This window comes from Roseicyclus sp., from assembly GCF_018402035.1.
In the GTDB taxonomy this organism is placed as follows: Bacteria; Pseudomonadota; Alphaproteobacteria; order Rhodobacterales; family Rhodobacteraceae; genus Roseicyclus.
Genome location: NZ_JAGYJN010000004.1, coordinates 284189 through 296430 on the forward strand (window position 1 = coordinate 284189; position 12242 = coordinate 296430).

At 64.6% G+C, this 12242-nt stretch carries 10 protein-coding genes; 2 read left to right on the plus strand and 8 right to left on the minus strand.

Annotation, left to right across the window (positions count from 1 at the left end; translation table 11 throughout):
- Window positions 1–35: 35 nt before the first annotated feature.
- Window positions 36–2279 carry a ComEC/Rec2 family competence protein gene (locus tag KG698_RS09325; RefSeq protein WP_300983448.1) on the plus strand — a complete coding sequence of 748 codons (2244 nt, stop codon included), beginning with the start codon at window positions 36–38 and terminating at the stop codon, window positions 2277–2279.
- Here the strand turns inward: KG698_RS09325 and lexA are convergent.
- The 6 genes from lexA to KG698_RS09355 all read right to left on the minus strand — a co-directional run bounded on the left by lexA (window position 2273) and on the right by KG698_RS09355 (window position 7251).
- Window positions 2273–2956, minus strand: a complete 684-nt coding sequence (gene lexA, locus KG698_RS09330; protein WP_213685285.1) for a transcriptional repressor LexA — start codon at window positions 2954–2956, stop codon at window positions 2273–2275. The two genes, KG698_RS09325 and lexA, sit on opposite strands and share 7 nt — an antisense overlap.
- 90 nt (window positions 2957–3046) lie before the next feature.
- The gene (gene glp / locus KG698_RS09335) at window positions 3047–4246 is read right to left on the minus strand and encodes a gephyrin-like molybdotransferase Glp (protein WP_213685286.1); all 1200 of its coding nucleotides are present in this window, start codon (window positions 4244–4246) and stop codon (window positions 3047–3049) included.
- A gap of 115 nt (window positions 4247–4361) precedes the next feature.
- A complete protein-coding gene (gene moaC / locus KG698_RS09340; protein WP_213685287.1) occupies window positions 4362–4841 on the minus strand; it encodes a cyclic pyranopterin monophosphate synthase MoaC in 480 nt (159 codons plus the stop codon).
- Between the two features lie 3 nt (window positions 4842–4844).
- Window positions 4845–5645, minus strand: coding sequence for an indole-3-glycerol phosphate synthase TrpC (trpC, locus tag KG698_RS09345; protein WP_213685288.1), 801 nt, complete (start codon window positions 5643–5645; stop codon window positions 4845–4847).
- A 5-nt stretch (window positions 5646–5650) separates the two neighbouring features.
- Window positions 5651–6667, minus strand: a complete 1017-nt coding sequence (gene trpD, locus KG698_RS09350; RefSeq protein ID WP_213685289.1) for an anthranilate phosphoribosyltransferase — start codon at window positions 6665–6667, stop codon at window positions 5651–5653.
- On the minus strand, window positions 6664–7251 hold the full coding sequence (locus tag KG698_RS09355; protein WP_213685290.1) for an aminodeoxychorismate/anthranilate synthase component II: 588 nt from the start codon (window positions 7249–7251) through the stop codon (window positions 6664–6666). Before KG698_RS09355 ends, trpD begins: the two co-directional genes overlap by 4 nt.
- Before the next feature lie 157 nt (window positions 7252–7408).
- On the opposite strand from KG698_RS09355, the gene KG698_RS09360 reads away from it, so the two are divergent.
- Window positions 7409–8824 (plus strand): polysaccharide deacteylase family 2 protein, encoded by a 1416-nt coding sequence (locus KG698_RS09360; protein ID WP_213685291.1) that lies wholly within the window; start codon window positions 7409–7411, stop codon window positions 8822–8824.
- Window positions 8825–8860: 36 nt separating this feature from the next.
- On the opposite strand, the gene trpE is transcribed toward KG698_RS09360, so the two are convergent.
- Together trpE and KG698_RS09370 are read right to left on the minus strand one after the other, a co-directional pair.
- On the minus strand, window positions 8861–10372 hold the full coding sequence (gene trpE / locus KG698_RS09365; protein ID WP_213685292.1) for an anthranilate synthase component I: 1512 nt from the start codon (window positions 10370–10372) through the stop codon (window positions 8861–8863).
- The gene (locus KG698_RS09370) at window positions 10372–12225 is read right to left on the minus strand and encodes a SurA N-terminal domain-containing protein (protein WP_213685293.1); all 1854 of its coding nucleotides are present in this window, start codon (window positions 12223–12225) and stop codon (window positions 10372–10374) included. Before KG698_RS09370 ends, trpE begins: the two co-directional genes overlap by 1 nt.
- Window positions 12226–12242: the final 17 nt, after the last annotated feature.

Here is a 12242-nt window from a genome sequence, read left to right on the forward strand (position 1 = left end):
GCAGGGCCGCGCATGGCGTTAACCAGTTGGAAACCATGTCGGGGCTAGGCTCGGGCACGGGTTTACGCATCACAAGGGGCGCTGACAAGGCGGTGACCGATCTGGGCGATATCGCGCCCCCGCAGCGGTGGGGGCCATGGGCCGTTGCGCGCGCCTTGGGCGGGCTATCGGTGGGCTGGGCCGGGCAGCGCGGGGCCTTGATGCCGTGGTCGGCGGTCATGCTGGGGCTTGGCGTCGCCCTCTACTTTGCCCTGCCGTGGGAGCCAAGCCGCGCAGGTTTTGCCGCCACGGCCCTTGTCATGATCTTGGCGGTGGCAAGCGCGATCCGCTGGCGGGCAGGGATCGGGCCGCTTTTTGTCGGCGTGGCGATGATGGCCTTGGGTGTGCTGGCGGCGGGTTATCGCAGCCATAGCTTGGCCCAGCCGGTGCTCACCTTTCGCTACTATGGCCCGATCGAGGGGCGGGTGGTCGGCATCGACCGCTCTAGCACGGACGCCGTGCGGCTGACGCTCGATCAGGTCAGGCTTGATGATCTGCCGCCTGCGCGCACGCCCCATCGCGTACGCGTCTCGCTCCATGGTGATGCCGGTGCAAAGGCCCCGCCGCCCGGTGCGGTCATCATGCTGACCGGCCATCTCTCGGCCCCCGCCGGTGCGGCCGAACCGGGCGGCTTTGATTTTCAGCATTATGCGTATTTCCTGTCGCTGGGTGGTGTTGGCTATACCCGCAGCCCGGTGGTGCTTTTGGCGCGGCCTGATCCGACCGAGGGGCGGCTTTTTGCCTTGCGCATGCGGATCTCGGCCGAAATCCAGATGCGGATCGCGGGTCAACCGGGGGCTTTTGCCGCCGCTGTGCTGACCGGGGATCGCTCGGGGCTGGAGGCGGGGCCGACACAGGCGATGCGGGACGCCAATATCGCCCATCTCTTGGCCATTTCCGGGCTGCATATGGGGCTATTGACGGGTTTTGTGTACGCCGCATTGCGTTTTCTCTTGGCGTTGATCCCGGTTCTGGCGCTGCGTTATCCGATCCGCAAATGGGCGGCCTTGGGCGCGCTATGTGTGGGCGCGTTCTATCTTGCGCTTTCGGGGGGGAATGTCGCGACGGAACGCGCCTTTATCCAAGTGGCGGTGATGTTTGCGGCCGTGATGCTGGACAGGCGCGCGATCACCATGCGGTCGGTCGCGATGGCCGCAATCGTGGTGCTGCTCAACCGGCCCGAAACGCTGTTGTCACCGGGGTTTCAGATGTCATTTGCTGCAACAGCGGCCCTTGTCGGTGCTTTTGCAGCGTTGCGTGGCTGGCCCACAGGCATGGCTGTGCCGAGCTGGGCAAAGGGGGCTTTTGCGGTGGTCGTATCCTCCGTCGTGGCGGGGGCGGCAACGGCCCCTTTTGCGGCGGCGCATTTCAACCAGATTGCCGCCTATGGGCTGATCGCAAATCTGCTGAGCGTGCCGGTGATGGGCAGCATCATCATGCCCGGCGCGGTGATCGCGGCCTTGCTGACGCCCATTGGTCTGGCGGCCCCGGTTTGGGCAGTGTTGGAGTGGGGGTTGATCTGGATCTTGGCCGTGGCCGAGGTGATCGCCGCATGGCCCGGTGCGGTGCGCCCGGTGCAGACGCCGCCGGTTTGGATGTTGGGGGCGGTCACGCTGGCCGCGATATGGGTCTTGTTGTGGCAGGGGCCATTGCGTTGGCTGGGCGTTTTGCCATTGGCCATGGCGCTTGGCCTGTGGAACAGCGCGGCGCGGCCTGCCATCTTGATCGCGGATACGGGCGGTCTGGTCGGCGTCATGGCCGACGGCGCGCGTGCGCTCAGCCGGGCGCGCGGCGATGGCTTCGTGGCCGGTGTCTGGCTTGAGAATGATGGTGACCGCGCAGACCAAGCCGCCGCTGCCGCCCGCCCGCTCTGGCAGGCAGAGGGCGAGGGGATGGCGGCCCAGATCGACGGGCTGCGCCTATGGCATGGTTCGGGCCAGCGCGCGCTTGCCCAAGCGCAAAGCGCCTGCGCCAACTACGATATTGTCATCCTTGGCCAACCCGCCCCTGCAGCACTGACCCACGCGCGGGTGGAACTGGCACCGCCGTATCACGCGGGCCAAGCCCTGTTGCCGCTGTCGGATGCGCATTGCCTGCTTTTCGATGGGCCAAGCCTTGCCTTGTCGGGCGCGCTGGCGCTCACGCCGGCCGAGGGGGCGGTGATCGTCACCAGCGCAGCCATGGGCCAAGGTGCGCGACCTTGGTCACCGCCCACACGGCAGGGCGCGCGCGCTCAATAGCTGCGGATCAGACCGACAAGCTTGCCCTGCACGCTGACCTGATCCTCGCGGAAAACGCGGGTTTCATAGGCGGGATTTGCCGCCTCTAGCGCGATCATGCCTGCCTTGCGGCGGAGCCGCTTCAGCGTCGCCTCGTGACCTTCGACAAGGGCCACGACGATATCGCCATTCTGCGCCACCGCACCATCCTCGATCACGACGATATCACCATCATTGATCCCCGCCTCGATCATCGAGTCGCCCTTGACCTCGAGCGCGTAATGGTTGCGCCCCGTGCGTAGCATTTGCTGGGGGACCGCGACATGGCTTGCCACCTCCGAGATCGCCTCGATGGGAGTGCCTGCGGCAATGCGGCCCATGACCGGCAATTCCATAGCGGCGGCTGTGACCGGCATGGCGCCACGGGGCGGATCGACCCGGTCACCCTTGATCACGCGGGGCGCAAAGCCCGATTTTTCCATCGCCTCGGGCATTTTGAGGATTTCGACCGCGCGCGCGCGATGGGCCAAGCGCCGGATAAAGCCGCGCTCCTCCAAAGCGGTGATCAGCCGGTGAATGCCCGATTTCGAGCGCAGATCCAGCGCATCTTTCATCTCGTCGAAAGAAGGGGGGACACCGTCGCGCTGCACGCGCGCATGGATGAATTCCAAAAGATCACGCTGCTTGCGGGTCAGCATCGGCTCATACTCCTCGCTTGGGTGATGCGGCGCGTGCCGCGACCATGTTCGGTTTATGTTCTACCCCTGTTCCCGCTCCGTGTCAACGAATCACGGATAGGATGTGCCAAGCGGGATATGTTCGACCAAATCGCCAGCCGCGCGCGGCCCGTCATTGGCCGGGCGCACGAGCAAGGCCGTGGCCCCCGACAAGAGCGATAGCCGCGCGGAATCCTGACTATCAAAGGGGGTGATGCGCGGATAATCTGCACCATCCACGATCTGGGCGCGCATGTAATGGGCGCGCGGTCCATTGGCGGGCATATCGCAGCCCAGTCGCGCCAGCGGATAGGTATCGGCGCGCGGGGGCAAGCCCTGCATCGCGCGCAGCATGGGGAGCATGAAAATCATCCCGCAAACCATGGCTGAAACGGGATTTCCCGGCAGACCCAGCATGGGCGTATCACCCAATCGCCCCGCCATCAGCGGTTTGCCCGGCCGCATCGCGACCTTGTAGAAGGCCTGTTCCATCCCCAGTTCGGCGGCGACCCCGGCCACAAGGTCGTGATCGCCGACCGAGGCGCCGCCGATGGTCACGATCAGATCGGCACCGGCCGCCAATCCGAAAACCTGCTTTAGGCTGTCGCGATTATCACGCGCGATGGGCAAGATCCGCGCGCGCCCACCTTCGGCTTCGATCATCGCTTTCAGCCCATAGCTGTTGGAGGTGATGATCTGATCGGCACCCGGCGCTTGGCCGGGGCTGACCAATTCATCCCCTGTTGCAATCAGCGCCACCTCGGGTTTGCGAAAGACGCTTAGCCGCGGCGCATTCATCGCGGCGCAAAGCGCGATATCGCCGGGCGATAATCGGCGCGGGGCGAGCAGCCTGTCGCCGATGCGAAAATCGCCACCTGCGGGGCGGATATTGTCGCCGGGTTCGAGGGTGTTGCCCAAAACGATCATCTCGCCCGTGGCGGTGACATCTTCTTGGATCACAATACAATCGGCCCCATCGGGCAGGGGCGCGCCGGTGAAGATGCGCACAGCCTGACCCGGTGCGACCCGGCCTTGCCAAGCCCGGCCTGCGGGGGCGCTGCCCACCACGCGCAGCTGGGCGCCGGGCAGGCGGTCATCCATCCGCATCGCATAGCCATCCATCGCCGAGGCGGCGAAAGGTGGCTGATCGCGCAGCGCAATCACATCGCGGGCCAAGACGCGGCCCCCGGCCATCTCAAGCGCGACCTGCTCATGGGCCAAGGGCTGGACCAAGGCCAAACAGGCCGCACGTGCCGCCGCGACCGAGATCATGCGGCACACCCTTTTTTCGCGTCACCTTTCCGCAAATACGCCGCCCGCTCGCGCCACGCCCGCATGCGTGCACCGCGAGGTGCCATGCGATTATTCGTACGAATAATCGCAGCCATCATTGCGCGGCCTCGAAGCGACCGGATTTGCCGCCATCTTTCAACACCACGCGGATGCCGCCGATCTCGATGGTTTTCTCGGCGGCTTTGAGCATGTCATGCACCGTCAACGCTGCAACCGACACGGCCGTCAGCGCCTCCATCTCGACACCTGTCTGGCCGGTCGTCTTGACGGTCGCGGTGATGCGAACGCCCGGCAAATCGGCGTCAGGCACCAGATCAAGTGTGACCTTGGTGATCGCCAGCGGATGGCAAAGCGGGATCAGTTCAGCGGTTTTCTTGGCCCCCATGATGCCCGCCAGCCGCGCGATGCCCAAGACATCGCCCTTTTTCGCCGTACCCGCCGTGACCAGCGCCAAGGTCTCTGGGCGCATGCGCACCCAACCCTCGGCCACAGCCACGCGGTCGGTGACGGGTTTGTCCGAGACATCGACCATATGGGCTTGGCCTGCGGCGTCGAAATGGGTCAACTCGGCCATCGCTTACACCCCCAAAGGATCGGCCAAGATCGCGGCCGTGGCGGCCGTCACATCGGCCTGTCGCATTAAGCTTTCCCCGATCAAGAACGAGCGCGCGCCTGTGCGCGCCATCCGCGCCAGATCGGCGGGGGTGAACAACCCCGATTCCGAGATCACCATGCGGTCGCGTGGCACCCGTTGGGCCAGCCGCTCGGTCGTGGCAAGATCGGTGACAAAGGTGTTGAGATCGCGGTTGTTGATCCCGATCAGCGAACTTTTGAGGGCAAGCGCGCGGTCAAGCTCGGCGTCGTCATGCACCTCGATCAGCGCGTCCATCCCCCAATGGGCGGCGGCATCCTCTAGCTCGGCGGCCTGCCCATCGCTGACCGAGGCCATGATGATCAAGATGCAATCGGCCCCCCAAGCGCGCGCCTCGGCCACTTGATAGGTGTCATAAAGAAAATCCTTGCGCAGGCAGGGCAAGCCCGAGGCCGCACGCGCCCGGCTGAGGTATTCGGGCTTTCCCTGAAAGCTCGGCGTGTCGGTCAAGACCGACAGGCAAGTCGCGCCACCCGCCTCATAGGCTTTGGCCAGCACGGGCGGGTCGAAATCGGCGCGGATCAGCCCCTTGGAGGGGCTGGCCTTCTTGATCTCGGCAATCAGCCCGTATCCGCTTTGCTCTGCTTGACGAAGCGCGCCACCAAAGGGGCGGACGCGGGGGGCGGCATGGGCGGCCTCTTCGACCTGCGACAATGGGCGGGCCGCTTTGGCGGCGGCGATCTCGTCAAGCTTATAGGCTTTGATCTTGTCCAGAATGGTCGCCATGATCCTCAGGCCCCTTGTGTAATGGCGGCAAGCTTTTCGACCGCGCGTTTGGCGGCCCCGCTGTCGAGGCTTTGGCGCGCAATCTCGACGCCCGCTTTCAGATCATCCGCGCGCTCGGCCACGACCAAGGCGGCGGCCGCATTGAGCAGCACCGCGTCACGGTAAGCCCCCGGCGCGCCATCGAGAAGCGCGCGCAAGGCTTGCGCATTCTCAGCCGGTGTGCCGCCCAGAATATCGCGGAACGGATGGACGGGCAGGCCCGCCTCCTCTGGATGGACCTCGCGCGGTTTGATCTTGCCGTCTTTCAGCACCGCCACCGATGTGGTGCCGGAGATCGAGATCTCATCCGTTCCGTCCGACCCATGCACAAGCCACGCAGCCTCAGACCCCAGCGCTTGCAGGGTTTCGGCCATCGGAAAGATCAGGTCGATGGCGAAAGCGCCGGTCAACTGCCGTTTGACGCCTGCGGGATTGGTCAGCGGCCCCAAGATGTTGAAGATCGTCTTTGATCCAAGCTCTTGGCGCACGGGCATGACATGTTTCATCGCCGGGTGATGCATCGGTGCCATCATGAAACCGATCCCCGCCTCGGCAATGGCGCGCTCAACCACGGCGGGGGTGACCATCACATTGATGCCCAACTCTCCCAGCGCGTCCGCCGCCCCGGATTTCGAGCTGAGATTGCGGTTGCCATGTTTGGCCACCGGCACGCCCGCACCCGCCACGACAAAGGCCGTGGCCGTCGAGATATTGAGCGTGCCCATCCCGTCGCCACCCGTGCCCACGATATCCATCGCCCCTGGGGGCGCGGTCACGGGGATGCAATTATCGCGCATCACTTGGGCAGCGGCGGCATATTCGGCCACAGATTCGCCGCGCGCGCGCATCGCCATCAACAGCCCGCCGATCTGGGCTGGGGTGGCGGTGCCTGCGAATAATTCCTCAAACGCCGCCTCGGCCTGTGCGCGCGACAACGGCCCTTCGGCGGCGGCATAGATCAGTGGCTTCATCGCGTCGCTCATGCGGGGACCAATCCTTTTGCCATATCGAGGAAATTCTTCAGCATCGCATGCCCGTGCTGCGAGCGGATGCTTTCGGGGTGAAACTGTACCCCTTCGATGGGCAGGCTGCGATGGCGCAGCCCCATGATCGTGCCATCGGCCAGTTCCGCCGTCACCTCTAACTCTGCCGGAAGGCTGGGGCGATCAACAACCAGCGAATGATAGCGCGTAGCCAAAAGCGGCGAGGGCAGGCCTTTGAACATGCCTTTGCCTTGATGGAGGATCTCGCCCATCTTGCCATGCACAATTTCCGTGTGCCGCTGCACGCGTCCGCCGAAAGCCTCGCCAATCGTTTGATGCCCAAGGCACACGCCCAAGAGCGGCACGCCAGCACCGGCGGCGGCGCGTGTCAGGGGAAGGCAAATCCCCGCCTGCGCCGGATCGCAAGGTCCGGGCGAGAGCACGATGGCCGAAGGCTTGAGCGCCATGGCTTCTTGCACCGTGATCTGGTCGTTGCGCACGACATGCGCCGCGGCCCCAAGCTCGCCCAGGTAATGGACGAGATTCCAGGTGAAGCTGTCGTAGTTGTCGATGAGCAGCAGCATGGCTAAGCCTCGCAAGCGGGCGAAAAGGGGGTGAAGGCGGCGCGCCTCCGGGCTATACATGTTTCAAAGCCAGCGGGGGCGGTCAAGCGCAAGACAATCGTTGGCAAAACGGGCATCAGGGGCAATCGACGCGCCCCGCGGGGCGAAAGAGGGTGATATGGGTCGCGGTATTGTAGGTGGTTTGATCTGGGGCATGATCGTATCGGGCGTGATATTGGCGGCGGTCTCGCTCAGCTTGCCCTTGCCCGAGCGTGCAGAAACCGGCCAACCGGCACCCACCGCTGCCAGTGATCCTGTTCCAGAACCGCAGCTTGCCCCCGTCCCAAGCGATGCGCCCGCGCCGCAAGCAAGCAGCACAGATGCAATTCAAGCGCCCCAGATCGCGCCGCCAAAGGCCGACGAGGCCACCGCCGCACCTGTGAACATCACGCCGGAACCACCTGCGCCTGCCATCATGCCCGAGGTTGTGCCTGAACCAGCGCAGCTCTCGGCAACCCCGCCTGCCGATACGGTCGCAGCCCTCCTCGTGCCGCTCGAACCGCAGCTTTCGGCGCAAGCGCCCAGCATGCCCAGTCGTGATATGCAGGGCGAACAAGCCCTTTTGGTCCCTGTGCCAGAGGCGCTGATGACGCAGACCCAAGATGCCAGCCCCGCCGCCATCGATCATGCGCTGCCTATCGCCCCTGTCCCCGAGTTAGCACCCCTACCTGCGCCTATTGCGCAAGCAGCACCAAGGGGCTTGCCCAATCCCGCGCCGCTGCGCGTTTTGCCGCAAGTCGCACCGCCCATGGCGGCAACGCCTGATCCCATGGCACCGCCCGCAGCGCCCGAATTGCCGCCCCCCGCACCCAGCACAGACCTTGCGCCGCCCGCATCAGACACCGCAGTCAAAGGTGCCTTGGATCGCAATGCTGTGGCCTTTGAGGCCGATCCCGCCCGCCCGCTGATGTCGATCATCTTGATCGACGATCCTAATGGCCCCCTGAGTGCAGAGGTTCTGGCCCAAATCACCTTTCCGATGAGTTTTGCCATCGATCCGCAACGACCCGATGCAGAGCTGCGCGCAAACCAACTGCGCGAGGCTGGTTTCGAGGTGCTGATTCTGGCCGCCGCCGCGATCCCTGAGGGCGCGCGCCCCAGCGATGTCGCCGTCTCGCTGGCCGCAGCCCAGCAGGTCATGCCGCAAGCCGTCGCCATGATCGACAGCCCAGACAGCCGGATACAGGCCGACCGCCCGGTGCTTGAGGCCGTGATCGCGGGCTTGGTCGATAGCGGCCATGGGTTTGTGGCATTCCCCCGCAACCTTAATGCGGCTGAACAAAGCGCGCGGCGTGACGGCGTGCCAGCGGCCACCGCCTTTCGGCTGCTCGATGATGCCGATCAAAGCGCCCCGGTGATCACACGCTATCTTGACCGCGCGTCCTTTGCCGCTGGCCAAGAGGGCGCGGTGATCGTGGTGGGGCAAAGCCGCCCTGACACCGTCACGGCTGTGTTTTCATGGGCGCTAGGCGGACGGGCCGAAGGGGTGATGCTTGCCCCTGTCTCGGCGGTCTTAAGGCGCGCGTCGCGCTGACGCGCAGGCGTAAGAAAACTGCAGTTTTTCGCCGCCCTAACGGTTCGTGCGCCCCGAAAACAGCCCCGCATCTGCCGCCGCGCGGCGGATCGCGCGGGATTTATTGACGGTTTCTTGGAACTCGGCCTCGGGGTCGCTGTCATAGACCACGCCGCCACCGGCTTGGATGTAAAGCTTGCCATCCTTCAGCACGGCGGTGCGCAGCGCGATACACATATCCATGTCGCCGCCTGCGCTGAAATAGCCCACGCCGCCGCCATAAACGCCGCGTTTTTCGGGCTCCAACTCGTCGATGATCTCCATCGCGCGGACCTTGGGCGCGCCTGAAACGGTACCAGCGGGCAGACCCGCCAAAAGGGCCGAAAGCGCGTCTTCGCCCTCGCGCAATTCGCCCACCACGTTCGAGACGATATGCATCACATGAGAGTAACGCTCGACGATGAATTCCTCGGTCGGGCGCACGGTGCCGATCTTGGCGACGCGCCCCACATCGTTGCGCCCCAAATCCAAAAGCATCAGATGCTCGGCCAGTTCTTTTTGATCTGACAACAGATCGGCCTCAAGCGCGCGATCCTCTTCCGGGGTGGCGCCACGCGGCCTTGTGCCTGCGATGGGGCGGATCGTGACCTCGCCGCCAAAGACCCGCACCAAGATCTCGGGCGAGGCACCGACCACTTGGAAGGGGCCGAAATTGAAAAAGAACATAAAGGGCGAGGGGTTGGTGCGCCTGAGCGCGCGATAAAGCGCAAAGGGCGGTTCGGGGAAATCTTGCGTCCAGCGCTGCGAGGGGACGACCTGAAAGATATCGCCCGCGCGGATGTAATCCTTGGCGCGTTCGACAGCCGCCAGATAATCGGCATGGGCGAAATTCGACACAGGCTCGGGCAGGGGGCGCATCTCGCCCATTTCGCGGGCGGCGCTGGCAGGCGCGCGTTCCAGATCGCGCAGCGCGTCTGACACACGCTCGGCCGCCTGCGCATAGGCCGCGCGCGCCGATAGCCCCGAGGACACCCATGCAGGCGAGACCACCGTCACCTCGCCCTTGACCCCATCGAGCACCGCGATGATCGAGGGGCGCATCAACACCGCATCCGGCAGGTCCAGCGGATCGGGGTTCACATTGGGCAGATGCTCGACCAGCCGGATCATGTCATAGCCCAGATAGCCAAACAGCCCCGCCGCCGCCGCAGGCAGATCATCGGGCATGTCGATGGCCGATTCCGCCAAGAGCGCGCGCAGCGCCGTCAAGGGTGCGTCCGCGCATGGCAAGAACGCCTCGCGGTCATAGCGCGCGGTGCGGTTCAACCGGCTGGTTTGGCCGTGGCATTCCCAGATCAGATCGGGCTTGCAGCCGATGATTGAATAGCGCCCGCGCACCTCGCCGCCGGTCACGGATTCAAGGATAAAGCTGTCGCGCCCCGCATCGGTGAGTTTCATCATCACCGAGACGGGGGTGTCCAGATCGGCTGTCAGCCGCGCATGCACAAGCTGGTTTTGGCCCTTGGCCCAACCCGCCTCAAAGGCTGCGAAATCGGAAATCTGGGCCATCAGGGAAACTGCGCATGCACGGCGTTGATCACCGCTTGATCAAGGCGGATACCCGCCTCGGCCTGAAGCGCTTGACCATAGGCCTCGAACACATCTTGGGCTTGGGTCTGGGCTATCGCTTGGCCAAGCACTTGCACCAAGATCTGCGTGTTGGGATCGTCGCGCGCGGCGGGGTTGATCGCGTCAAGCTGTGCGACCAGCGCGCGATCAGCACCCGGCACCAAGACGACATCGCCCAGCGCGCCAAGTTGAAACAGCTGCGCCACCAGCGTGGGCGGCGCATCGGGGATAAAGCCCTGCCTGCGAATGTCGCGCTCGATCGCGACTTGGCCCAATTCTTCCAGTGTCGCGCCTTGGGCAAGCAGACTCATCAGCGCTTCGGCGCGCGCGTTGATGGCGGCGCGGATCGCGTCCGCCCGCCAATCGGCGCGCACATCCGCGCGCACTTCTGCCAGCGGCGGCAGGGTGGGCGGCACAATCGCATCAAGCCTGATCGCGAAAAGCCCCCCATCCGACAGCGTGAGCAATTCAGGAAAATCGCTCTCATCCACCGCCATGGCTGCTTCGCGGAAGGCATCATAGGCCGCGATCCCATCCTCAGAGGTGGGGGAATAATCGATGCGGCCCAAAACCAGCTCGGTCGCCTCGGCCAGTTCTTCAAGCGTCAGCCCTTCGGCCAGGAGGTCGTCGACCGGGTCGCGCAGATCATCGATGGCGCGCCGCGCGGCCTCGGCGGCCAATTCTGCACGCAGTTCTTCCTCGGCCTCTTCAAAGGTGATTTCCGAGGCGTCGAGCACCGCGTTCACCCGAAACAGCGCTGGCCCAAGTGGCGTGGGTGCCGGGCCGATAATCTCGCGGTCTTGATCGGCGAAAATCAGTGCCGCCGCCTCGGGCAGCAGGTCGTCGCGCGTGACCTCGCCCAGATCGACATCCTCGAAACTCAGGCCCCGCTCTTCCAAGATCGCATCAAAACCCGTCTCACCGGCCATGATCGCGTCAAGGGCTAGCTGCGCCTGCGCGGTATCGGCAAAGACCAGCTGTTCCAACAAGCGCCGCTCGGGCTGGCGGTAAAGTGCTGCGCGGTCGTCGTAAAGCGCGCGCAAGGACGCCTCATCGACCGGGACCGTATCCATCAGCATCGCGGGCGTGACCCAAGCATAGGTGATGGCGCGCGCCTCGGGCCGGGTGAAACGCGCAGGGTTCGCGGCGTAATGATCTTCCAGATCAGCAGTATTGGGCAGCGGCACACCCTCGGGCAGATCGGCTTCGGTCACGATCAACAAGCGCGCATCGCGGGTTTCGGCCTGATAGGCGACCAGCGCCTCGGTAATGGTCTGGTCGGGCGCGATGCCGCCGATAACTGCTGCCTGTAACAGCGCGCGCGCCGTATCCTCGCGCACCTCTTGCTCAAACTCAGCAGGCGAAAGGCCGTTTTGGCGCAAGGTGAATTCATAGCTTTCGCGGTCAAACGCCCCATCAAGCCCTTGGAAAGCGGCAATCTGTGTGATCTGGCGCGCGACCTCCGTGTCGCCAACCGACAGGCCCATCATCTCTGCCTCGTTGACCAGTGCCGCGCGCGCCACCAGCGATTGCAACACGGCCTGATCCACGCCTTGGGCGCGCAAGGTGGCCAAGGTCACGGGCTGGCCGGTCTGCGCGATCCGGGCGCGGATTTCTTGATCGAGCGCGCGTGCGTAATCCTCGGCCGAGATCTCGACATCGCCCACCGCGCCAACGCGGCTTGCCCCGCCCGAGAAAGAGCCGATGCCAAACCCCGCCAAGGCGATGAACAGCAAGCCCAGAATAATCCAGACAAAAAGGTTCGAGGCCTTCTTCATAGCCGTTTTTGCCATGTTGCACTGGTCCTTCC